Raw genomic sequence first — 22670 nt, 5'->3', positions numbered from 1 at the left:
AACTAATCATCAATCAATAACGTGATCCTTCTCAATCATCTTTCATTCGAAAGTAATATAATATTCAAACAAAGAATTATTTTGTTTTATATTAGCCGATCCAATTTTCAGTCCCCCACTTTTCTGGAGCGCTATGAACCCTAGGCAGCAAACAATTATACAGTTGGTCAATGACCGGCAACGAGTCAGCGTCAGTGAATTGTCGCAGGCAACCCGTGTCTCTGAGGTGACAATTCGTCACGATCTCAATCAACTGGAGAAACGCGGCTTGCTCAAGCGGGTGCACGGTTCAGCCGTTGCCTTGGAGAGCGATGATGTCGATGTCCGTATGATGACTCACTTTGCCATGAAACAAAAACTGGCCCGTCACGCTGCGGCGCTGGTTAATGAAGATGAGACGGTGTTTATCGAAAGTGGTAGTAGCAATGCCCTGCTGGCGCAGCATTTAGCACAGCGTCCTGGAATTACACTGGTGACAGTGAGCGGCTATATTGCCCGGCAATTGAAGGATTCGGTCTGTGAAGTCATTCTGTTGGGGGGAATTTATCAGAAGAAAAGCGACAGTATGGTTGGCCCATTGACGCAACTTTGTCTGCGCCATGTGCATTTCAGTAAAGCATTCATCGGGGTAGACGGCTATCAGGAAAATACCGGTTTTACCGGGCGCGATATGCTACGAGCAGATGTCATCAACAGTGTTTTGGCCAAAGGCGCTGAAAATATCATTCTGGTCGATGCATCAAAATTTGGTCAGGTGCATCAGAATTCACTGACCCCCCTCTCTGCCATCAGCCGGGTTATTACGGATAACCGCCTATCCGCAAGCTATCAACAGCAATTAACGGCACAAGGCATTCAGGTCGATATCCTCAACGAGTAAGCGCGTGAAAATGCGCCATATCACTGCTGATTCGGTGCTTGGCAGCAAAAATCCGTACAAGGCTGAGCACAGGTTGGCTTCCGGATTTTTCAGTGCTTTTGAGCAAAACAGAGATTACTGCCCGTAATAGGCATTTTTGCCATGTTTGCGTAAATAGTGTTTATCCAGCAATTGAGGTTGCATATCGCCTAATTGCGGATTCAACTGACGTGAAAAAATGCCCATATAAGCTAACTCCTCCAACACTACGGCATGGTGAACCGCATTATCGGCATGGGTTCCCCAGGCAAATGGCCCGTGCGAATTGACTAAAACAGCCGGTACATCCTCTGGTTTAATCCCCCGTTCCTGAAACGTTTCGACGATAACATTGCCCGTATCCCATTCATAACGGCCCGCAATCTCTTCCGGTGTCATCAGACGGGTACAGGGAATAGTGCCATAAAAATAATCAGCATGAGTGGTACCCCAGGCCGGTAAATCCTGCCCGGCCTGCGCCCAAATGGTTGCATGACGTGAATGGGTATGAACTATGCCGCCAACCTGTGGGAAGTTAAGGTAAAGCACCCGGTGAGTATCAGTGTCCGACGAGGGTTTCTTACTGCCCTCCACCACGTTGCCAGTGTCCAGTTCCACCACCACCATGTCATCCAGTGTCATGACGTCATATTCCACACCGGAAGGCTTAATGACCAGCAAACCACTCGCTCGGTCAACGGCACTAACATTACCCCAGGTAAAAGTGACCAGATTGTGGCGTGGCAGAGCCAAGTTAGCGGCCAGAACTTGCTGCTTCAGTTCGTTGAGCATCGTCGTATCCTGAATGACTGAGTTTCTTTCATTTTCAGCGCCACAGGTCAGAACCGGTATGGGATAAATAGCTATAAACTGCGTGTGGATCAGCTAGAAAATGCAGTCTGAGAGCGACACCGGTCAGAAAGTAAGACTTTATTAAGTACAGACAAGGGGTTAATTGTGTCTTTAGCCTCAGATAAACCCTAATTCACGCCCCCCGTAGCCAAATTAAGACTATTTACCTATTAAATGATTCTCGGATATTTATACTGGTTACTATTGGTGACAAACCGAGTTTTTAGTATTAATCCCGAATTTAAAGCCTAACGACATTCTTTATGCTAAACCCTAACCAAATGAGACTGCGGCTAAAATTAATAAAAAGCCTATACTTAGTGGTGTAAGTTTAATTTTGTACCGAAAGATCTGGTGATATAAATGCAAAGATACATCGCCTGACCTATCCGTACTAAGCCAACGTCAGGAGATAATTATGATGATAATCAATAAACGATTTGCCACTGCTGTCTTAGCACTAACTCTGGCCTTATCCCTGTCCGCTTGTTCCAATATGTCCAAACGTGACCGTAACACCGCAATTGGTGCCGGTGCCGGTGCTGTAGGCGGCGCGGTATTAACCGGCAGCACGCTAGGAACATTAGGTGGTGCGGCGGTAGGTGGGGTTATTGGGCACCAAGTTGGCAAGTAACTTTTATCCTTCGTTCTTGAAACTGTAGCGTTGTTGGCGGCTCTCATGCACCCGAATCACTGACATGAGTCAGCTCATCGGGATTTATTCGTTTGCCGCCTGGCTACAGCGCCAATAACGTCGGATAATGTCTTTTCTTCTTGAAACTGAAGATTATCCTCAGCCCCCCGCCAATTTAACTTTCATTCCTTTGGCTTCTAAAAGCTGCTTCAACAGATCGCGTTTATCCCCTTGGATCTCAATGACGCCATCTTTTACCGAGCCACCGCAACCGCATTTTTTCTTTAACTCAGCAGACAGCTTCTCTAACACTTCATCGCTGCCATCAATTCCGCTAATCAGGCTTACACCCTTGCCTTTTCGGCCACTGGTTTGGCGCTGGATGCGAACAATACCATCACCTTTAGGGCGCTCAGGTTTTATCTCTGGCTCACTGATCCGGCCAGTATCAGTTGAATAAACCAGGCGGCTATTATCATTACTCATTATGCCACCTTACTCAGTGATACCAGAATTTCACGCAATGTCTTTTCAGGGTCCGGCGATTGGGTGATCGGTCGCCCAATCACCATATAATCCACCCCCGCCGCGACCGCCAGTTCCGGTGTCATAATACGGCGCTGATCACCAGCATCGCTGCCTTGTGGGCGAATACCGGGAGTAACCAGTTTAAAATCAGCACCACAAACCTGCTTCAGGCGTACCGCTTCATGGGCAGAACACACCACGCCGTCCAAACCACAATCCCAGCTCAATTTGGCTAACCGTTCCGCTTGTTCGGCCGGACTGATATTAATGCCAATATCGCGTAAATCTTCACCATCCATGCTGGTTAACACAGTAACAGCAATCAGCAGTGGTGCTTGCGGACCATAGGGTAATAAGGCTTCTTTGGCCGCAGTCATCATGCGCGCGCCACCACTGGCATGGACATTGACCATCCACACGCCAAGCTCTGCCGCCGCCGCGACCGCATGGGCGGTGGTATTAGGAATATCGTGAAACTTCAGATCGAGAAAGACGTCAAAACCGCGCTGATGTAAGTCATGAACCAACTGTGGACCATATAAAGTAAACATCTCTTTGCCCACTTTTAACCGGCAATCACACGGATTAACACGATCGGCAAAGGCTAACGCAGCGTCTTTATTGTCATAATCGAGGGCGACAACAATCGGGGAAGATATTGGGCCACTGCTATTAGTTTTCGTTGCAGACGTCATTTTTAAGCCTTTTTCAGTCAGTAATTATTTTTCAGTTAATAAATAATGATAACGCCCATATTCTACAGGGTGCATCACTGAAATTACAGCTATCGGGCCACATCGATGGTTATACTCGCGGATGTTTTGGGGTGGAGACGTCAATTTGCGTCAAGTAGCGACATTCCTCATAACCGCCATTAAGTAAAGCAGTTTCAAGAAATGTAAATTATCAATCAAAAAATTTGATTGATACTGTCAGTTGTTTGTGATTTTAATTCAATGCCAATGGTATATCATTCACTCCATCGCAAGACATTAATTGTCTACTGAATAATAAAAATATTTTAATATTCAAATAATAAACTATAAATTGGAGTTTCACATGAAAAACATCAAATACATCGCACCGGCATTAATTCTTTCGCTAGCATGGCAGCCACACAAATCCAACAAAATGAATCAGTAGGATTGAATGAAATTGGTGTAATTTCCGCCAACAATGCCGGTACACTGGCCGATTTAGAAAATGTACTGGCGCAAAAAGCTGAAGCTGCCGGTGCTAAGTCCTTCCTGATCACCTCTGCAACCGGCAATAACAAAATACACGGCACTGCGGTTATTTATCGTTAAGTCTTTCCCTCCCTCGGGTTAAGTCTGTGTCGTACCACTGAAAGAGCGCTTCGGCGCTCTTGTGGTTATTGACAAAGTGCTCACCACGGAGAGAACAGGCAGACAGTAAAGACGCCGTAACCCCATACTTGGGGCTCGAGCCGCGCCATCCCAGACGCGGACGCTTTACTCTTCGGCCTACCCTCACCGCCTGACATCGCGTCATCGGGGGTTATCAGCAGTCTGAAGAGTGCGTTGGCGCTTTTTTAGCTTGTTGCAATGTGAATTTTTTGTGACAATTCGGTTATCCCCTAGACAGTTCCCCCTCCCTCGCTTAGCTTGGTATTTTCCCCTAAATTGAAGGTTATCTGATGAGCGAAATATCTACCTTAACCATTAAAATCCCTCTGGAATTAAAAGAGAAAATCAAAGCAGCCGCCTTAGAGAAACAGTTTTCTCTCAGTACCGAGGTCTGCGAAAGATTAGAAAAGAGTTTTGAGATTGAGGTTAAAAACAGTAAAAACAACCGTAAAGACGCTAAATTGCATCACGGTGAGATTGATAACCAAGGCGTAGAAGAGATTTCAGAGCAGCCGTTAAGCCAAAAAGAGTTGAAGAAACTGCGCCAACTATTAAAAGACGGTTTGAAAACGCCACAGAAGAAAAAATAAATCACCCATAGGCTTCAGCACAATACCCCCATACAGTTTCTGCCCATCGGGTGATCCACGTCACTCGATGGCCTTATTGAAACTGCATCATAATATTCTCGCCTATTGCCCATCCAGCCCTCGGATAGGCTTCACCGATGCCCAGGCACGGCAAGATGGACAGTGCCAGTAAAGTGAGTGGGCAGTAAAACCGCACTTATGGCAGCGATAACGGGGTTTGGTCCGAATCTGTTCCCCAACCATGTCCCGTAGCAACAGCAAGCTCTCTTTCGCTCGCCCTTCTTCGGCATCTGCCAGGTGATAATCCATCAATCGATAGAAAACACGCATGGTAGGGTGGCGTTGTAACTGGCGGTTGATATAGGTTTGTGCCACGTCACGGCCTTCTTGCTGTTCAAGAATTTCCGCCAGCATTAATTCAGCCGTTGCACCGGTATTATCTTCAACGCAGCGTTTAAGGAAGCGGGTCCAACCCTCTGGTTGTTGTAGATGTTGATAGCAATCACTCAGCATCGGAAGCGCTTCACTGACCACTTCTTTATCTTGCTCTAACACGCGCTCCAGAGCCTCAACCCCTTTCGCGTACTCACCTCTGGCGAGATGCACCCGACCTTGCATTATGGATACCCGGGCGCAGTGTTTGTCGGCAGAGGCCGCTTTCTTCAGTAGCCCCATCGCCTTATCGAGGTCATCGCTGCCCATCGCTTGCAGGGCCAGTTCACAATAAAAATGGGCGATTTCCAACCGCTGATTGTCTTTGCCCATTTTGACCAGTTTTTCCGCCACTTCAATGGCGTTATTCCAGTCGCTGGTGGCCTGATGGATAACTAATAGCTGCTGCAATGCGCCAAGCCGGAAATCTTGCTCCTCAACCAATTGGTTGAACATATCTTCTGCTCTGTCATATAAACCAGCCGCCATGTAATCACGACCGAGTTGCTGAATTGCCAGTAGCCGTTGTTCAAATGTGAGAGAGGCACTTTCCATCAAAGCCTGATGGATACGGATAGCGCGGTCAACTTCACCACGGGAGCGGAACAGATTACCTAACGTCAGATGAGCTTCTACTGTTGAGCTGTCTTCTTTCAACATTTCAAGAAACAGATCAACCGCTTTGTCCTGCTGATTAGAAAGGAGGAAGTTAACCCCTGCCACATACTCACGAGAAAGGCGGTTAGCATCCTGTTGCTTATCCTGCTGAGCGCTTCTACGCCCCATATACCAGCCATAGGCGGCAGCAACGGGCAACAGCAGAAACAGCATTTCTAACATAGAAAATTATTCCTTGCCAACAGCGGGTGTGGACACAGTCGCACCGGGTTCAACAGGCTGTTCTTGCTGTGATTCAAGGCGTTTAACTTTCCGCTCGGCACGGCCCAGTAATATTCGGACCCGCAGATAAAAAAGCCCACAAATAACCCATCCGAGCACTAGACCTGCCGCAAAAAGCATTGCCAATAGCGTAGATACTCGATATTCGCCCTGAGCCAATAAATAGTTAAAGGTAACAACCTGATCGTTATTTGCCCCTAATGTGACTGAAATCACGAAAATCACCAGCACTAACAAAAAAATCAGCAAATATTTCACGTTATTTCCTAAAGGCCAAATCAACCTGATGAATTATGCCAAAAATATGGCACCCTTACTTGATAAATTAGCACTTCCTTACCCAGCAAAGAAACCCTGTACCAAGATAAAGCACCTATTCAGCAGCTAATCGATATTATTTTAAGCGCTCAGGCGCTGAATAACTGCTAGCCGTTTAATTTCCCTTATGCTCGCGCTTCTCGATCTCTCGCTGTTCTTGTAGCGGAATAGCTAACGAACCGAACCAACGTTGCACTAAACCACATACAATTGCGACTAATAACCCACTAATAAGTGCGGCTGCAATCAGATCCCGTGGCCAGTGCATGCCTAAGACCAAGCGGCTCATCATGACACCCTGCGCCCATAACATCAGTAAAATGACCGTGTTGTAATGCCGCCGCGGCCATAACAACCCCACCCCCAGCAATGCCCAACTGGCAGCAAAAACCGTATGACCGGAAGGGAAAGCAAAGCCAGTTTCAAACTGCCAGTGGTTGCTCAACCAGGGAGGAATAATAGATTGGCTCTGTAACTGCTGTTTAACTAACTCGCTGCGTTCAGCACGCGGCAACGAATAGAAAAAGCGATTATCGATGTGATGCTCAGCTTCAAGCCACACCACGAATGGCCGAGGCTCTTGCACCTGTCCTTTAATCAGTGATTTCACCCCCTGGCCCACAATGATCACCCCCCCTAGTATCACCAGCAACCCAATAGCGGGTTTGATTCGAAAGCGTAAACACCACAAAAACCAGCCACTGAGCAACACACTGGTCAGTATCCCCCATGGGGCGGTCACCGTTTCTGTTACCCAGAACAGACCTTTTAACAGGTGATCACTGCCGCCGGGTTGCCACAACCAGCCGGATAGCCAGATAATAATGGTTGGCAATAGTAAGATAAGTGTTCCGACGCTAATTCGTTTTGCTATATTCCACATCTGGAGTCCTTTCGTGCTCATCATTTCCGCAGCCGTATTGACTCATAGATAGCTCTCTGGTGATAGTACCAATGACATAGAGGCTATAACCATATAATATAAGCCCTGCTACTCATTGATAACATAGCCAAATTTTTTATATTCTCTTACTCAACTCAGTCCAGACACTTTCTCTTTCCTTATCGCTGTTTTGTTGAACAGCAGTGAGTCAAAAGTTATGGCAATATAGCTAATAATGATCGCAGAGAAACTTTTTATTTAGCCCTTTACCTAACCCGAAAGATATATAACGGGTTAGAGCGGGTATACGCGACAACATCCCTAAGGGTCTGACGTTATAATATGAACAGTAACATGCAGCTAAAACGTGTAGCAGAAGCCAAATTACCTACTCCTTGGGGTGATTTTTTGATGGTCGGTTTCGAAGAATTAGCCTCCGGTCATGACCATCTGGCGTTAATATTTGGCGACATCAGCGGAGATAAGCCCGTACTTTCCCGTGTTCATTCTGAGTGCCTGACAGGCGATGCATTATTTAGCCTGCGTTGCGACTGTGGTTTCCAGTTAGAAGCCGCGTTGGCGCAGATTGCTGAAGAAGGCCGTGGTGTATTGATTTATCACCGTCAGGAAGGCCGTAATATTGGTTTACTGAATAAGATTCGTGCTTATGCTTTGCAGGATCTCGGCGCTGACACGGTTGAAGCCAACCACCAACTCGGTTTTGCGGCCGATGAGCGTGATTTCACGCTGTGCTCAGATATCTATAAATTATTGGGCGTTAAAGCCGTGCGCTTGCTGACCAATAACCCGGAGAAGGTAAAGATCCTCTCCGAGGCGGGGATCAATATCGTCGAACGGGTGCCATTAATTGTCGGACAGAATCCAAAAAATGCGCAATATATGGCCACCAAAGCCACCAAAATGGGCCATTTGTTGACTAAGTAACTGGCGGCGTTCAAGAACAGTAAAAGGGGGGGGTCTCAATCCCCCTTTTATCGCACCAGTATCATAGTGACAGCGTCACTAATAACTACAGCATTTTGCGGATCACGTAATGCAAAATGCCGCCATTTTCGAAATAAACTAATTCATTACCCGTATCAATGCGGCAATGAGTCTTTACTGTTTGTTGCCGCCCGTCAGCATAAGTTATCGATACCGCAACTATCTGCCCTGGAGCCAGGCTTTGTAACCCACTGACGTTAATGGTTTCATCACCTGTCAGCCCCAAGGTTTTACGATCCACCCCTGATGGGAACTCAAGTGGCAAAATACCCATTCCGATTAAATTAGAGCGATGAATGCGTTCAAATGACTCAGCGATAACCACCCTAACCCCCAGTAATCGCGGCCCTTTCGCTGCCCAGTCACGGCTGGAACCTGAGCCATACTCCTTACCGGCAATGACCGCCAGTGGCACATTTTCCTGTTGATAGCGCATGGCTGCATCATAGATAGCCATTTCATTCTGTGACGGAATATGGCGGGTGACACCCCCTTCAATGCCGGGCACCATTTCATTGCGGATACGGATATTGGCAAATGTCCCACGCATCATCACTTCATGGTTACCACGACGGGAACCATAAGAGTTGAACTCTTTAATCTCTACCCCACGATCGCGCAAATAACGGCCTGCCGGGCTATCCAGCTTGATATTACCGGCGGGTGAAATATGATCAGTGGTGACCGAATCGGCTAAAATTGCCAGAATACGTGCATGGTGGATATCGTGAACAGGGTCAGGTAACGCCTTCATATCACTAAAGAAAGGAGGTAAACGGATATAAGTGGAATCATTCTGCCAATCGTAGGTCGGCGTACTATCAACCTGAATAGCCTGCCAATCTTCATCTCCGTCAAAGACTGCGGCGTATTCCTTGCGGAACATATCCGTTTTAACTTCTTCAACGGCTTTGGCGATTTCAAGCCCACTAGGCCAAATATCCTTCAGATAGACTGGGTTACCATCAGGATCGTTACCCAGCGCATCTTGCGCCAAATTGACATTCATGTTCCCTGCCAACGCATAGGCGACCACCAATGGCGGCGATGCCAGCCAGTTAGTTTTCACCAATGGATGAATGCGCCCTTCAAAGTTACGGTTACCGGAGAGCACCGCACCGACAGTCAAATCGCCTGCCTTTATGGCTTTTTCTATTGGGTCGGGCAATGGGCCGGAGTTACCAATACACGTAGTGCAGCCGTAGCCCACCAGGTTGAAACCCAAATGATCCAGATAGGAGGTTAACCCAGCGGCATTGAGATACTCCGTCACCACTTTAGAACCGGGAGCCAGTGAGGTTTTCACCCAAGGCTTGGTTTGCAGCCCCTTTTCTGTCGCTTTCTTGGCTAACAAGCCAGCGGCCATCAGAACGCTGGGATTGGAGGTATTGGTACATGAGGTAATAGCCGCAATCACCACTGCGCCAGGTTCCAATTCATGAGTTTTACCTTCAAGCGTGAAAGAAACGTGGTCAACTTTATCTTTTTTGCGATTGAATTCCAGCGCTTCAAAAGCCTTAAACGCTAAGGGCACTTTAGGTAATGCGACTCTGTCCTGGGGGCGTTTCGGCCCCGCCAGACTGGACTCTACCGTGCTCAGATCCAGTGAGAGCTGGCTGGTAAAGATGGGTTCATCACCAGGGTTGCGCCATAACCCTTGCGCTTTGCTGTAAGTCTCAACCAGGGCTATTTGTTCATCACTGCGGCCACTTAAACACATATAACCCAGCGTCACGTCATCGACCGGGAAGAAACCACAAGTAGCACCAAACTCCGGCGACATATTGGCAATAGTGGCACGATCTGCGAGAGGTAAATCAGCCAGACCATCACCGTAAAACTCGACAAACTTACCGACCACGCCGTGTTTTCGCAGCATTTGCGTTACGGTAAGGACCAAATCAGTGGCAGTGATCCCTTCGCGCATTTTGCCGGTCATTTTGAAACCGACAACATCGGGGATAAGCATCGAGACAGGCTGACCCAGCATCGCGGCCTCTGCCTCAATCCCGCCGACCCCCCAGCCGAGGATCCCCAAGCCATTGATCATGGTGGTATGAGAATCGGTACCCACCAGTGTATCCGGATAGGCGATACGTTTATCGCCCTGCTGTTCGTGCCAAACCGTTTGGCCCAGATACTCCAGGTTAACCTGATGGCAAATACCGGTGCCCGGCGGTACCACGCGGAAACGGCTAAATGCTTTTTGCCCCCAGCGTAGGAAGATGTAGCGCTCGTGGTTACGTTCCATTTCTAAACGGACGTTTTCGCCAAACGCAGTTTTATCGCCAAACTCATCAACCGTGACCGAGTGGTCAATCACTAAATCTACCGGTGACAATGGATTCACTTGTGCTACATCGCCGCCCAATCGCTTGACGGCTTCACGCATGGCCGCGAGGTCTACAACCGCCGGTACACCGGTAAAGTCCTGCATCAGTACGCGGGCGGGTCGATAAGCAATTTCTCTATCGGCGTGACCCGTTTGTTGCCAGGCAACAATGGCTTTAAGATCATCCTCCTGGATCTGTTCACCATCGAAATGGCGCAGCAGGTTTTCCAGTAATACTTTCAGCGATTTAGGTAATCGGTCGATATCCCCCAGCTCTGCCGCCAGTTGCGGCAGGCTGTAATAGTGATATTCATGATTAAGGGCGACCAATTTGGCCATACTCGTTTTTCGCAAATCCAACGACATAGCGCCTCCATTGTTTCTTATAAGTGTGCTAAATCAGCATCTGCCCCAAGGAAGCTATTCCCTTGAGATAATGTGGTCTGAATTAAATATAACACAAAGAAACATTAACATTTTGGCAACAATGGCGCTTACTGTGCTAGAGAGCCTTAATCTCGCGGGTATACAGTCGTCATTCCGTCAATAAAACCATCAAAATACTCATCACTTTCGCCTTTTTTATATATTTTATCGAGGTTAGCTTCTTCATATTCTTCAGGATTATCGTCTTCAATATAAAAATCATCAAAATGAAAAAGCTCACTTCCGCGCGTTAAATAGGTGTGATTTTTTATATTATACTCTATCTGTGTATGGTCATTCTCAACGGCTTGCATTTTATTATCAATAGAGTGAGGATTACAGTTAAATAAATCTGCCAACCAATCAAAAATATATTGCATTACACTACGCTGATCCAATTCTTGCTTTATAATTTGAGGGCATTGATCATAAAACTCAAAATAAATTCGTGATGCGTCCTCATCCAACTGACAATTTTTATCTAAAAATAACTGGCAATTCAATTTAAAAAAATTGCAATCTTCATCTTTGTGGATGACCGAATAATGCATTTTAACGCCAGAATCCCCATTAGATTCAAATAGTAATGTATCATCATAATCAAAGGGCAAGCCTGGATATATCACGCCTTTGGGGTTGAGTACAATTTCAGCCATTGAACGTTCACGTAGCGATGCCAATAAATTGTATAATGTATTTTCCTCAATATTATCTGGCGAATCTAACCAACCTTCCAGAACCAGTCTATTGTAAATTTCACTGTGTTTTTCATTTTTATCCACTGGCTCAGTGCCAACAATAATATCAGTGCTAGCTGACTTAACCGTTGGATTATTTAGAACATTAACTGTATTACCTAAATGTATATTTGATACAGGATAAGATATAGTATTCATGTATTCCTCTTGACAGTATTTATCTAAAAAGACCAAGACTATATATCAATAAAATATCAGGCTATCCTTCAGTTAGCTTTTGAATTTATACTTATTAGTTCTGTTACGGGAAAGCCATCGCTAAAAAGAGATGGCTCCTATATATAAATTACTTGGTCGGCAGTTTAATGTCTTTAAACATTTCCTCGATATCTTCATTGGAGCGCAAAGCGACCGCCTTGTCCACCACATCGCGAGTCAGGTGCGGTGCGAAACGCAGAATAAAATCGTACATGTAACTGCGCAGGAAGGTGCTACGGCGAAAACCAATCTTGGTGGTGCTGTAGGTAAAGATATCACGGGCATCTACCGTGACCAGATCAGGGTCTTGAATCGGATCAACCGCCATGCTAGCAATCACCCCAACACCCAAGCCTAAACGCACGTAAGTTTTAATCACATCGGCATCGGTCGCAGTAAAGACAATTCGTGGCGTCAGACCGGCACGGTTGAAAGCGGTATCCAACTCTGAGCGGCCAGTAAAGCCAAAGGTGTAAGTCACAATAGGATAGGCGGCCAGCTCTTCAATACTAACATGGGTCTTACCGGCTAAAGGATGATCGGGTTTCACCACCACCGCACGGTTCCAGTGATAGCATGGCAACATAATCAGGTCGTCATATAAATGTAGTGCTTCAGTGGCAATGGCAAAATCTGCACTGCCCTTGGAAACCGCCTCGGCAATTTGTGTCGGCGACCCCTGATGCATATGCAACGACACGCGCGGGTAACGCTCGATAAAACCTTTGATTACACTAGGTAACGCATAGCGTGCCTGGGTATGAGTGGTTGCCACATACAAAGAACCTTTATCCGGATAGGTATGTTCACCGGCAACCGCTTTGATGGCATCAACTTTTGACAATACTTCGCGGGCTATACGAATGATCTCCAGCCCTGCGGGGGTCACCTGCGTTAGATGTTTGCCACTACGGGCGAAAATCTGGATACCCAGCTCATCTTCCAACATCCTAACCTGCTTACTGATCCCCGGTTGCGAGGTATACAGACCTTCGGCAGTGGACGATACGTTAAGGTTATGATTAACCACCTCAACAATATAACGAAGCTGCTGCAATTTCATAGCTATACCATCCTAGGTTAAACACTGCGGGAAACCCACAGTTTGGTATATCGGTATCACCCGGTATGCCGAGAGGTTGTTAACTGAAACTCATAACTGCATGATACAGAGCTGGTCAGTATTGATCTTATAATAACGTTACGTAATAAAAAAATATTTTATATAACTATCATATCATTTCATCGGCAACTGTATATACCCTGCTGATTTGGTATTTGAGCATATTAGCCTAAAAAATAGTGTTTTTTGGTACATGCAGACGGCGGCCAAAGATGAATAAGCTTTGACGGATTAGCTAAGACTATAAATCACTTGACTAGATTCGCCCAATAAAAAACCAGCCATCAAGGCTGGTTTCAATTACGGTACTCAGTATGTCACTCGCAAACTCGCTAGCTGCTTAATGCCACCGAAAGGTTGATTTGCGCCGTAAGACACTTATTTTTTTGCTTCAACCCATTTGCCATCGATATAGAAAGCAGACCAACCGGTGGCTTTGCCCTCTTTCTCTGACGAAACATACTGTTGCTTGGTTTTACGGCTAAAGCGTACCAAGGTTTTATTCCCCTCGTTATCTGCCACTGGCGCGTCAGCCAGATAGCGTAATTTCTCAGGTAAACGATCTTTGAAGCGAACCAACTCTTCGACTAACGGCGCTCGAGTTTCACGCGATTTAGGGAAGGTATTGGCAGCCAGGAACACACCTGCGGCACCATCTCGCAGCACAAAATAGGCATCTGACTTCTCACAAGGCAATTCTGGCAACGGTACCGGATCTTCTTTCGGTGGTGCAACTTCACCACTGCGCAAGATTTTACGGGTATTTTTACACTCGTCATTAGTACACCCCATGTACTTACCAAAACGCCCCATTTTCAGGTGCATTTCAGAGCCACATTTCTCGCACTCAACAATCGGGCCTTCATACCCTTTGATACGGAATTCACCCTGTTCTATCTCATAACCATCACACGCTGGGTTATTACCACAAACATGCAATTTACGTTGGTTATCGATCAGATAGCTATCCATGGCGGTGCCACATTTCTGGCAGCGACGGCGGGCGCGTAAGGCGTTGGTTTCCGCATCATCACCTTCCAGAATATTCAGGATCTCCGCTTCTGGCACCAGATTAATCGTGGTTTTACAGCGCTCTTTGGGTGGCAACGCATAACCGGAACAACCGAGGAACACCCCAGTACTGGCAGTACGTATCCCCATCTGACGGCCACAGGTTGGGCAGTCGATACTGGTCATGACCATTTGATTCGGGCGCATACCGCCCTCTTCAGGATCTTTCTCTGCTTTTTCCAGTTGTTCGCTGAATTCGGCGAAGAAACCATCCAGCACGGCTTTCCACTCAGCCTGATTGTTGGCGACCTGATCCAGACCACTTTCCATACGTGCAGTGAAATCGTAATTCATCAGTTCGCGGAAGTTCTCTTCCAGCCGGTCGGTGACAATTTCACCCATTTTCTCGGCATAGAAGCGGCGGTTTTCTACCCGCACATAGCCTCGATCCTGAATGGTCGAGATAATCGACGCATAGGTGGATGGGCGGCCAATACCGCGTTTTTCCAGCTCTTTGACCAGTGATGCTTCACTGTAACGCGCTGGCGGTTTGGTAAAGTGCTGGCTTGGGATCAGTTTCTGTAAATCCAGATCACTGCCAACTTCAATCACCGGTAACACTCTGTCTTCATCGCCTTTGCGCAATGCCGGCATCACCTTGGTCCAACCATCAAAGCGTAAAGTACGGCCCTTAGCGCGCAGTTGGAAATCACCTGCCTGCACGGTCAGCGTGGTGGAGTCATACTTGGCCGGTGTCATCTGGCAGGCCACAAACTGACGCCAAATTAGCTGATACAGCTTCTGGGCGTCGGCTTCCATATCGTTTAACTGCTCAGCCAGCACATTCACATCCGAAGGACGAATAGCTTCATGCGCTTCCTGCGAATTTTCTTTGCTGCTGTATTGATTCGGGGCAGATGGCAGGTACTTATCACCAAAATTATCGCCGATATAACCACGCACCATCGTCAGTGCGTCCTGACTTAAATTGGTGGAATCAGTACGCATATAGGTGATATGACCTGCTTCATACAAGCGCTGCGCCATCATCATGGTTTTCTTCACACCAAAGCCCAGGCGGGTACTGGCGGCCTGTTGCAAGGTGGAGGTAATCAAAGGCGCGCCCGGTTTGCTACTGGTGGGTTTATCTTCACGATCCAGTACGTTATAGCGGGCGTTTTCCAGCAATTTCAGTGCGGCATGTGTCTGCTCGCGATTTACCGGTTTAAACGGCTTATTGTGAGCATGAGTGACTTCCATTTGGATCGGGACGTCACCTTTCGCCAGTAGATCAGCATGCAGTTCCCAGTACTCTTCAGGAACGAATGCTTTGATATCCCGCTCACGTTCAACCACCAAGCGCACGGCAACCGACTGCACACGCCCTGCTGACAGGCCACGGGCAATCTTTTTCCACAACAGTGGAGAAACCATATAACCCACAACCCGGTCCATAAAGCGACGGGCTTGCTGGGCATTAACCCGGTTGATATTTAATTCACCAGGTTGGTTAAACGCTTGTTGAATCGCATTCTTGGTGATTTCGTTAAATACCACACGACTAAAGCGATTATCGTCACCACCAATCACCTCCCGCAAATGCCAGGCAATGGCCTCTCCTTCGCGGTCAAGGTCGGTTGCGAGATAGATGTGGTCAGCGTTTTCGGCTAATGCCTTCAGCTCGGCAACCACTTTCTCTTTGCCGGGCAAAATCTCATACTGTGCTTTCCAGCCATGATAAGGATCAACACCCATACGGTTCACTAACGCAACCTTTTCGTCTTTCTTTACTTTAGTCTTGGGCTTGTCGGTTTTCTTGGCTTTATCTTCAGTTGAGTTAGCGCTCTTTTTACTGGCTGAGCCACTGGTCGGCAAATCACGAATGTGACCGACGCTGGACTTAACCACGTAGTTATTCCCTAAGTATTTATTAATAGTTTTGGCTTTTGCCGGGGACTCAACTATTACGAGAGCTTTACCCATAAGTACCTTTACCTAAATTATTTCTTCTAAAAGAAGGTTTTTATCTTGCCGTACCACGGCATTCTGTATCTCTTTTTTATATTGCGGTACTTTTCGAGGAGATCAACCTATTTTTTTGATCGGCACGGCAAAACAGCCTTCCGAATCTTACCTGGCGACCCTCAAAACGTTTGCCCGTACCCAGAGCTAAAGCAGTGAATTCTGCCCCACGGGGTCAACAAAATCGGCCACCTGATAGTATAAAATCCCACACTGTACCTGATAAAAGGCGCTACGCAACTTAATTAGCAAGGAATCTGAATTTATCCAATCGCCGCCATAATGCCACCAGTGGCTCGAATAAACCTTAGCCGGTTTGCGAACAAATGCTAACCCACAGTACAATAATGGGAGAAATTACCTTGTAATGGGGAAATATAATGGCAGTGAGGAGAATATAATGCTCGGAAACACAACACCGATTGAACGTAATAAATTATTGGCCGAAGCCAATGAGATTATTCGCCAACATGACGATTATCTGCATGGTATGCAGGCAACGGAGGTTGAGCAGAAAGGCCCGGTATTGGTATTTCGCGGGGAGTTTTTCTTTGATGCGGACGGTTTACCAACGGCAAAAACCACGGCAGTATTTAATATGTTCAAACATCTGGCTCACGTCTTGTCAGCTAAATATCATTTAATCGATTAATATAAAGGGCAATAGCCCCTTCACGCACTGGGCTTAATGCTGGATTTGTCATTAACGGCAGGGGGCAAGTCCCCTACCGTTGATCGGCTAAAACTGTATCACATCAGGTTATAACAGCGGCTTTTCACCACGTTGCCACCAGCGTAAGAGCAAGCGGTCAGCACTTTCTGCTGCGCTGCCGGTAAAACGATCCATCAGGCGTTTACGACGTGAATAACGCACACCAATAACCTCATGGTTATCCATTTCAGCTATCAGGAGATCATCACTGGTACCAATGGCATCGACCAACCCTTTCTCTTTGGCTTGCGTCCCAAACCAATGTTCACCGGTCGCGACTGCATCTATATCCAGAGAGGGGCGCTGTTGCTGTACGAACTGCTTAAATAACAAATGTGTTTCATTCAGATCTTCACGGAATTTCTCACGCCCTTGTTCGGTATTCTCACCAAACAATGTCAAGGTTCGTTTAAACTCACCGGCAGTATGCAATTCAACATCAATATCGTTCTTTTTGAGCAACCGATGGAAGTTCGGAATTTGAGCCACGACACCGATAGAACCAATGATGGCGAACGGAGCACTAATGATTCGGTCAGCGACACAGGCCATCATATAACCCCCACTGGCGGCCACTTTATCTACTGCCACCGTCAGGCGAATACCTTTGTGACGCAAACGTTCCAATTGCGAAGCCGCTAACCCATAACCGTGCACCACCCCACCCGGACTTTCTAGTCTCAGTAGCACTTCATCTTGTGCAGTGGCAACGGCCAGCACCGCAGAAATCTCTTCACGCAATGAAGTCACTTCGTGGGCATCGATACTACCTTTAAAATCAATTACATACAGACAGGGCTTTATCGCAGCCATTGCCCCCGCTTTAGCACGTTGTTTTTTCAGTTTTTGATCTGCTTTTTGCTGCTTTTTGAACTCTTTACTCCAGATTTTTTGTTCAGCATGGCTCATTCGTGCCAACCGCATTTCTCGCTGCATTTCCTTATATTGCTCACCCAGATCGACCAGGTTCAATTCTCCCCGTTGCCCTTGTTTCCTCATCCCTTGGCTGACAATCAGTAACACTACTGCACCAATCGCAACCACGATGGTCACGACTTTGGCCAGAAATAGTCCGTACAGAGAAATTAACTCCACAGATACCGCCTTTATTCATTTGCATTAGAGAGATACTTGCATTCTAGCGAACCACTGCGCTGGCGTCTTGCGCAAATGAAGAATTGCATTGGTTTCGCTTAAATATAAGAATGTAAGAGATATCGTGGCATGCCAGGGTAAAATGCCCGACGACAGTAGAGGAATAATTATGCATTACCAACCTAAAGATGACCTGCTCGATAAACACACTATTTTAGTCACTGGCGCAGGTGATGGTATTGGTCGTGAAGCTGCACTGACCTATGCCCGGTTTGGTGCCCGTGTCGTTTTAGTTGGCCGAACTGAAAGCAAATTGATTGCGGTACAACAACAGATTGCCGATGCCCAAGGGTTACCCGCATTGGTACTGGTTCTGGACTTGTTACAGGTGACGGAACGAGATTGCCAACAATTAGCGGATACGTTAAGTAAGCAAATTTCCCATCTGGATGGCGTATTACATAATGCGGGGTTATTGGGTGATATCGCCCCAATGAGCAAACAAAATATCGCGGTCTGGCAAGAGGTAATGCAGGTGAATGTTAATGCGACCTTTATGCTTACACAAGCATTATTACCACTGCTATTAAAATCTCACAGTGCTTCTCTGGTATTCACCAGTTCCAGTGTTGGCCGCCAGGGCCGTTCCGGTTGGGGGGCTTATGCGGTGTCTAAATTCGCCACTGAAGGTATGATGCAAGTGCTTGCTGAAGAATATAAGCACAGTAACCTGCGCGTTAATTGTATTAATCCGGGGGGTACCCGAACCCAGATGCGCGCAACCGCCTTTCCAGATGAAGACGTCACTAAGTTAAAAACGCCAACCGATATTATGCCGCTGTATCTTTACCTGATGGGCGATGATAGCCGGAGAAAAACCGGCATTAGCTTCGATGCACAACCCGGTCGTAAACCCGGCCCAGCAGAATAAAAGGAATGTGTTATGTCTGAAGAACGTCATCAACAGCGCCAACAGAAAATAAAAGAAAAAGTTGAATCACGGGTTGCGGCAGCGCAGGAAACACGCGGCATCTTGATTGTTTTTACCGGCAACGGCAAAGGTAAAACCACCGCAGCATTTGGTACCGTGACCCGCGCGGTTGGCCATGGTCTAAAGGCCGGTGTCATACAATTTATTAAAGGTGAATGGCCGAACGGCGAGAAAAATTTGCTGCAACAACATGGGGTTGAATTCCAGGTTATGGCAACCGGTTTTACCTGGGATACCCAGAACAGAGCAACCGATACCGCCGCCTGTCAGGAGGCATGGCAGCACGCTTTGCGTATGTTGGCAGACCCGACACTGGATTTAGTGGTACTGGATGAACTGACTTATATGGTCGCTTATGACTATTTGCCACTGGATGAGGTGCTCGATGCGCTACAGCAGCGGCCTGCTCATCAAACCGTGATTATTACTGGCCGTGGTTGCCACCGGGATTTGTTGGAAATGGCGGATACTGTCAGTGAACTACGCCCGGTCAAACATGCTTTTGATGCCGGAGTTAAAGCCCAACAAGGTATTGACTGGTAACAAGGATATGACCTAGAAGTAAAATTGCCGCAGTCAGAAAACGGCGGCAATAAAGATAAGGGCGATCGCCTAACATTAAGCGGGTTTAATTACCCGCGCTTATTCGACCCACGACGGCCGGCAGTCGCTGCCGGGGCGGCATTACCCACATTCTGGCGGGTAGAACCTTTACGTGCAGAACCTTGACGGCCCGCAACCTGGCGGCCAGCAACTTCAGTATGGCGTTTAACCGCACGACGAATTTGATTGGCTTTAACCCGACGTCTGTCTTTCTCAACGGGCAATTTACTGACGGTTTCAGAATCCATCTCAACCAACTCACGCAGGTAGTTGGTTGCCTTCAGGTCCAATTCAGTCCAGCCACCACGTGGCAGCCCTTTCGGCAGATTAATATCACCATAACGCACTCGAATCAGGCGGCTAACCTGCACGCCAACGGCTTCCCATAAGCGACGAACTTCACGGTTACGCCCTTCGGTCAAGGTGACGTTATACCACTGGTTAACCCCTTCTCCGCCTTGGAAACTGATCGTGCGGAAGGCCGCAGGACCATCTTCCAACTGCACACCACGGCTAAGCAACTTGATTTTTTCGTCGTCGATTTGACCAAATACCCGTACTGCATATTCGCGCTCAACCTCACGGCTTGGATGCATCAGGCGGTTAGCCAGTTCTCCATCCGTGGTAAACAGTAATAAACCGGAGGTATTGACATCTAACCGGCCGACCGCAACCCAACGCGAACCGCGCAGTTTAGGTAAACGATCGAATACCGTAGGGCGGCCTTCGGGATCATTACGGGTACAGAGTTCACCTTCCGGCTTGTAATACGCCAGAACACGGCAAACGTTCTCTTCAGATTCTTTAATAGCAAGAAGATGACCATCCAGACGAATTTTAGTGGCCTGGGTCACTTCAACACGATCACCCAGTTTTGATATTTTACCATCAACGCTAACGCGGCTCTGTTGGATAATTGTTTCGATTTCCCGACGAGAACCGTGACCGGCTCGGGCCAAGATTTTCTGTAATTTTTCACCGACAACTTTTATTTTTTCACCCACAACCTTGTCACCCTGCGATTTAGGGCTTGGTGACTTTGCATGGGGTAACTTTTGGTTTTCTGACTTCTCGCTCATTGAGCAACCTCTAATGTCGCCTTCACAGGCGTCAGCTTTAACAATAGAATCAATACGTTAGCTTAATGCTTCATTAGATATCAATGAATTACAACATTAAGGCACACAATATGGACAACAAATTGGTGAACAACGGGTCTAAGTTTACCACAGAGCGCAATGGAATTTTTTATATTAATTTCAGTCTCTCCAATGGCAGATTAAACGCTATCGGCTGCACCGGTATTAATTGCCAGGTCACCGCTGCCAGTCACGTTGGCACTCAAATCAGCCCCATCACCGCTCAATTCCAAACGGGTATCGGCTGTGATTAGAGTTTTCAGTTTTGCGGCCATTAATCATAATGGGTGTGTTTATCACAATAAGTGGCTTTAGCGGAACGGTGTTACGTCCCCTGCACCTTCGCGGATAACCTCAGGAGAGGAGTCAGTCAGGTCAATTACCGTGGTTGGCTGCTGACCCAATGAGCCGCCATGGATGATTAAATCCACTTGTTTACCCAGGTGCTCTTTGATCTCTTCCGGGTCGGATTCTGCAAAGTCATTGCCTGGTAGCATCAACGTGGTCGACATCAGTGGCTCACCCAATACATCCAGTAAAGCCAGCGCAATCGGGTTAGAAGGCACACGCAAACCGATAGTTTTGCGTTTGTCATTCATTAAACGCCGAGGTACTTCTTTCGTTGCCTTCAATATAAAAGTGTAATTGCCGGGGGTGTTGTTTTTGATCAACCGAAACGCCGGATTATCGACGTAGGCATAAGTAGATAGCTCAGATAAATCACGGCACACCAGAGTGAAGTTGTGATTACCATCCAACTGACGAATACGACAGATACGTTCCATTGCCGTTTTATCTTCTAAACGGCAGCCAAGGGCATAACCAGAATCTGTCGGGTAAACCACCACACCGCCTTTGCGCAACACATCCACACTTTGATTGATCAATCGCGGCTGAGGGTTTTCCGGGTGAATATAAAAAAATTGGCTCATAACTCTCACCTAATCATTAAATGTATGAGTTGGCTGGGCTGGCTCTACAGGCCAATCACGCCATACCGGTTCCACCCCAGCGGGCAGCCACAATTTGCGGCCCAACTCAATCCAGGAACAAGGTTGATGGAAATCAGACCCCTGGGATGCAAGTAAATTATAGTCGCGTGCGTACTGTGCAAGTTGCGCCCGCTCATGGGGGGCTTGCTGACACTGGGCAACTTCCATGGCATCTCCGCCATGTTCGGCAAAATGGGCTAACAAACGTTTCAGCCATTTCGCCGTTAAATCATAACGACCGGGGTGCGCCAGTACCGCTTGCCCACCAGATTGCTTAATGGCATCAATGGCTTGTTCTATTGTACACCATTGAGCAGGAACATAGCCTATCTTGCCTTTGGCTAAGTATTTTTTAAAAACCTGCCCGAAATTGCTCGCCAGCCCCAATTCCACCAGATAACGGGCAAAATGCCCACGGGTGACCTGACCGCCTGCCGCCAATCGGTTAGCCCCTTCCCAGGCATCAGGAATACGGGCTTTTGCCAGACGCACACTGATCTCTTGCGCCCGCACATAGCGGCGGTCGGACTGTTCACTTAATAATGTGCAGATGCTGGCGTGGTGGACATCAATGCCCAGACCCACAATATGGATCTCGTGGTTCTCCCATAATGTGGAGATTTCTACCCCAGAGATAAGCCGTAATGCCAGTTGCTGTTGTGCAATGGTTGCTGCGGCTTGCGCCAACCCCGCCGTGGTATCATGATCGGTAATCGCCAAAACACCTACCCGCATCTGCGCGGCTCTTATGACCAATGCCTCAGGTGTCAGCGAACCATCTGACGCGGTGGTATGGCTATGCAGATCATAGAGTGTAAAAGCCATTGGCATGGGGGTGACATCGGGCAAATCAGCCGTATT

General features: G+C 47.4%; 22 protein-coding genes and 1 pseudogene. 8 read left to right on the top strand and 15 right to left on the bottom strand.

Annotated elements, in window-relative coordinates:
* Window positions 1-133 precede the first annotated feature (133 nt).
* Window positions 134-880, top strand: coding sequence for a DeoR/GlpR family DNA-binding transcription regulator (locus AEP37_RS01595; protein ID WP_049608811.1), 747 nt, complete (start codon window positions 134-136; stop codon window positions 878-880).
* A gap of 114 nt (window positions 881-994) precedes the next feature.
* Here the strand turns inward: AEP37_RS01595 and araD are convergent, their stop codons facing one another.
* On the bottom strand, window positions 995-1690 hold the full coding sequence (araD, locus tag AEP37_RS01590) for an L-ribulose-5-phosphate 4-epimerase (protein WP_049608808.1): 696 nt from the start codon (window positions 1688-1690) through the stop codon (window positions 995-997).
* A gap of 478 nt (window positions 1691-2168) precedes the next feature.
* Here araD and osmB point away from each other — a divergent pair, with 478 nt between their 5' ends.
* Window positions 2169-2384: an osmotically-inducible lipoprotein OsmB gene (gene osmB / locus AEP37_RS01585; RefSeq protein WP_049608806.1), complete on the top strand. Its 216-nt coding sequence runs from the start codon at window positions 2169-2171 to the stop codon at window positions 2382-2384.
* Between the two features lie 159 nt (window positions 2385-2543).
* Here osmB and yciH read toward each other — a convergent pair whose 3' ends face one another.
* Both yciH and pyrF read right to left on the bottom strand, forming a co-directional pair.
* The gene (gene yciH, locus AEP37_RS01580; RefSeq protein ID WP_049608803.1) at window positions 2544-2870 is read right to left on the bottom strand and encodes a stress response translation initiation inhibitor YciH; all 327 of its coding nucleotides are present in this window, start codon (window positions 2868-2870) and stop codon (window positions 2544-2546) included.
* Window positions 2870-3607, bottom strand: a complete 738-nt coding sequence (gene pyrF / locus AEP37_RS01575) for an orotidine-5'-phosphate decarboxylase (RefSeq protein ID WP_049608800.1) — start codon at window positions 3605-3607, stop codon at window positions 2870-2872. The genes yciH and pyrF overlap by 1 nt, the downstream gene beginning before the upstream one ends.
* 364 nt (window positions 3608-3971) lie before the next feature.
* Between pyrF and bhsA the strand changes: the two are divergent.
* Both bhsA and AEP37_RS01565 read left to right on the top strand, forming a co-directional pair.
* Window positions 3972-4219, top strand: a pseudogene (gene bhsA / locus AEP37_RS01570) (multiple stress resistance protein BhsA).
* 350 nt (window positions 4220-4569) lie between these two features.
* The gene (locus AEP37_RS01565) at window positions 4570-4869 is read left to right on the top strand and encodes a hypothetical protein (RefSeq protein ID WP_049608795.1); all 300 of its coding nucleotides are present in this window, start codon (window positions 4570-4572) and stop codon (window positions 4867-4869) included.
* 102 nt (window positions 4870-4971) lie between these two features.
* Here AEP37_RS01565 and lapB read toward each other — a convergent pair whose 3' ends face one another.
* The 3 genes from lapB to pgpB form a co-directional block, all read right to left on the bottom strand.
* Window positions 4972-6141 (bottom strand): lipopolysaccharide assembly protein LapB, encoded by a 1170-nt coding sequence (gene lapB / locus AEP37_RS01560; RefSeq protein ID WP_049608792.1) that lies wholly within the window; start codon window positions 6139-6141, stop codon window positions 4972-4974.
* Window positions 6142-6147: 6 nt separating this feature from the next.
* Window positions 6148-6459: a LapA family protein gene (locus AEP37_RS01555; protein WP_049608791.1), complete on the bottom strand. Its 312-nt coding sequence runs from the start codon at window positions 6457-6459 to the stop codon at window positions 6148-6150.
* Between the two features lie 175 nt (window positions 6460-6634).
* Window positions 6635-7402, bottom strand: coding sequence for a phosphatidylglycerophosphatase B (pgpB, locus tag AEP37_RS01550; protein ID WP_049608788.1), 768 nt, complete (start codon window positions 7400-7402; stop codon window positions 6635-6637).
* A 354-nt stretch (window positions 7403-7756) separates the two neighbouring features.
* Between pgpB and ribA the strand changes: the two genes are divergently transcribed.
* Window positions 7757-8347 carry a GTP cyclohydrolase II gene (ribA, locus tag AEP37_RS01545; protein ID WP_049608980.1) on the top strand — a complete coding sequence of 197 codons (591 nt, stop codon included), beginning with the start codon at window positions 7757-7759 and terminating at the stop codon, window positions 8345-8347.
* A gap of 85 nt (window positions 8348-8432) precedes the next feature.
* On the opposite strand, the gene acnA is transcribed toward ribA, so the two are convergent.
* The 4 genes from acnA to topA form a co-directional block, all read right to left on the bottom strand.
* On the bottom strand, window positions 8433-11105 hold the full coding sequence (gene acnA / locus AEP37_RS01540) for an aconitate hydratase AcnA (RefSeq protein ID WP_049608784.1): 2673 nt from the start codon (window positions 11103-11105) through the stop codon (window positions 8433-8435).
* A 146-nt stretch (window positions 11106-11251) separates the two neighbouring features.
* Window positions 11252-12061, bottom strand: coding sequence for a hypothetical protein (locus AEP37_RS01535; RefSeq protein WP_049608781.1), 810 nt, complete (start codon window positions 12059-12061; stop codon window positions 11252-11254).
* Between the two features lie 148 nt (window positions 12062-12209).
* Window positions 12210-13184: an HTH-type transcriptional regulator CysB gene (gene cysB, locus AEP37_RS01530; RefSeq protein WP_049608778.1), complete on the bottom strand. Its 975-nt coding sequence runs from the start codon at window positions 13182-13184 to the stop codon at window positions 12210-12212.
* A gap of 438 nt (window positions 13185-13622) precedes the next feature.
* On the bottom strand, window positions 13623-16238 hold the full coding sequence (gene topA / locus AEP37_RS01525) for a type I DNA topoisomerase (RefSeq protein WP_049608775.1): 2616 nt from the start codon (window positions 16236-16238) through the stop codon (window positions 13623-13625).
* Between the two features lie 439 nt (window positions 16239-16677).
* On the opposite strand from topA, the gene AEP37_RS01520 reads away from it, so the two are divergent.
* Entirely contained in the window at window positions 16678-16929 is a 252-nt protein-coding gene (locus tag AEP37_RS01520; protein WP_049608773.1) for a YciN family protein, read from the top strand.
* Window positions 16930-17037: 108 nt separating this feature from the next.
* Here the strand turns inward: AEP37_RS01520 and sohB are convergent, their stop codons facing one another.
* Entirely contained in the window at window positions 17038-18084 is a 1047-nt protein-coding gene (gene sohB / locus AEP37_RS01515) for a protease SohB (RefSeq protein WP_049608770.1), read from the bottom strand.
* A gap of 169 nt (window positions 18085-18253) precedes the next feature.
* Between sohB and AEP37_RS01510 the strand changes: the two genes are divergently transcribed.
* Together AEP37_RS01510 and cobO are read left to right on the top strand one after the other, a co-directional pair.
* Window positions 18254-19015 carry a YciK family oxidoreductase gene (locus AEP37_RS01510; protein WP_049608767.1) on the top strand — a complete coding sequence of 254 codons (762 nt, stop codon included), beginning with the start codon at window positions 18254-18256 and terminating at the stop codon, window positions 19013-19015.
* A gap of 12 nt (window positions 19016-19027) precedes the next feature.
* Window positions 19028-19618: a cob(I)yrinic acid a,c-diamide adenosyltransferase gene (cobO, locus tag AEP37_RS01505; protein WP_049608764.1), complete on the top strand. Its 591-nt coding sequence runs from the start codon at window positions 19028-19030 to the stop codon at window positions 19616-19618.
* An 89-nt stretch (window positions 19619-19707) separates the two neighbouring features.
* Here cobO and rluB read toward each other — a convergent pair whose 3' ends face one another.
* The 4 genes from rluB to rnm form a co-directional block, all read right to left on the bottom strand.
* On the bottom strand, window positions 19708-20757 hold the full coding sequence (gene rluB, locus AEP37_RS01500) for a 23S rRNA pseudouridine(2605) synthase RluB (RefSeq protein ID WP_049608762.1): 1050 nt from the start codon (window positions 20755-20757) through the stop codon (window positions 19708-19710).
* Window positions 20758-20957: 200 nt separating this feature from the next.
* The gene (locus AEP37_RS27540) at window positions 20958-21092 is read right to left on the bottom strand and encodes a hypothetical protein (RefSeq protein WP_268872735.1); all 135 of its coding nucleotides are present in this window, start codon (window positions 21090-21092) and stop codon (window positions 20958-20960) included.
* A 36-nt stretch (window positions 21093-21128) separates the two neighbouring features.
* Window positions 21129-21749, bottom strand: a complete 621-nt coding sequence (locus AEP37_RS01490) for an L-threonylcarbamoyladenylate synthase (protein WP_049608756.1) — start codon at window positions 21747-21749, stop codon at window positions 21129-21131.
* Window positions 21750-21758: 9 nt separating this feature from the next.
* A complete protein-coding gene (rnm, locus tag AEP37_RS01485) occupies window positions 21759-22640 on the bottom strand; it encodes an RNase RNM (protein ID WP_082170649.1) in 882 nt (293 codons plus the stop codon).
* Window positions 22641-22670: the final 30 nt, after the last annotated feature.

Source organism: Yersinia pekkanenii (genome assembly GCF_001152565.1).
GTDB classification, from domain to species: Bacteria; Pseudomonadota; Gammaproteobacteria; order Enterobacterales; family Enterobacteriaceae; genus Yersinia; species Yersinia pekkanenii.
The sequence above is the reverse complement of the archived record's forward strand: the minus strand, read 5'-3'. Positions and strand labels throughout refer to the sequence as shown.

Coding starts and splice junctions, on each gene's coding strand:
- lapB (WP_049608792.1), bottom strand. CDS start 6,141: ATGTTAGAAATGCTGTTTCTGCTGTTGCCCGTTGCTGCCGCCTATGGC.
- acnA (WP_049608784.1), bottom strand. CDS start 11,105: ATGTCGTTGGATTTGCGAAAAACGAGTATGGCCAAATTGGTCGCCCTT.
- rnm (WP_082170649.1), bottom strand. CDS start 22,640: ATGCCAATGGCTTTTACACTCTATGATCTGCATAGCCATACCACCGCG.
- AEP37_RS01595 (WP_049608811.1), top strand. CDS start 134: ATGAACCCTAGGCAGCAAACAATTATACAGTTGGTCAATGACCGGCAA.
- ribA (WP_049608980.1), top strand. CDS start 7,757: ATGCAGCTAAAACGTGTAGCAGAAGCCAAATTACCTACTCCTTGGGGT.
- cobO (WP_049608764.1), top strand. CDS start 19,028: ATGTCTGAAGAACGTCATCAACAGCGCCAACAGAAAATAAAAGAAAAA.
- AEP37_RS01520 (WP_049608773.1), top strand. CDS start 16,678: ATGCTCGGAAACACAACACCGATTGAACGTAATAAATTATTGGCCGAA.
- rluB (WP_049608762.1), bottom strand. CDS start 20,757: ATGAGCGAGAAGTCAGAAAACCAAAAGTTACCCCATGCAAAGTCACCA.
- topA (WP_049608775.1), bottom strand. CDS start 16,238: ATGGGTAAAGCTCTCGTAATAGTTGAGTCCCCGGCAAAAGCCAAAACT.
- AEP37_RS01565 (WP_049608795.1), top strand. CDS start 4,570: ATGAGCGAAATATCTACCTTAACCATTAAAATCCCTCTGGAATTAAAA.
- AEP37_RS27540 (WP_268872735.1), bottom strand. CDS start 21,092: ATGGCCGCAAAACTGAAAACTCTAATCACAGCCGATACCCGTTTGGAA.
- AEP37_RS01535 (WP_049608781.1), bottom strand. CDS start 12,061: ATGAATACTATATCTTATCCTGTATCAAATATACATTTAGGTAATACA.
- pyrF (WP_049608800.1), bottom strand. CDS start 3,607: ATGACGTCTGCAACGAAAACTAATAGCAGTGGCCCAATATCTTCCCCG.
- osmB (WP_049608806.1), top strand. CDS start 2,169: ATGATGATAATCAATAAACGATTTGCCACTGCTGTCTTAGCACTAACT.
- yciH (WP_049608803.1), bottom strand. CDS start 2,870: ATGAGTAATGATAATAGCCGCCTGGTTTATTCAACTGATACTGGCCGG.
- cysB (WP_049608778.1), bottom strand. CDS start 13,184: ATGAAATTGCAGCAGCTTCGTTATATTGTTGAGGTGGTTAATCATAAC.
- AEP37_RS01510 (WP_049608767.1), top strand. CDS start 18,254: ATGCATTACCAACCTAAAGATGACCTGCTCGATAAACACACTATTTTA.
- AEP37_RS01490 (WP_049608756.1), bottom strand. CDS start 21,749: ATGAGCCAATTTTTTTATATTCACCCGGAAAACCCTCAGCCGCGATTG.
- araD (WP_049608808.1), bottom strand. CDS start 1,690: ATGCTCAACGAACTGAAGCAGCAAGTTCTGGCCGCTAACTTGGCTCTG.
- pgpB (WP_049608788.1), bottom strand. CDS start 7,402: ATGTGGAATATAGCAAAACGAATTAGCGTCGGAACACTTATCTTACTA.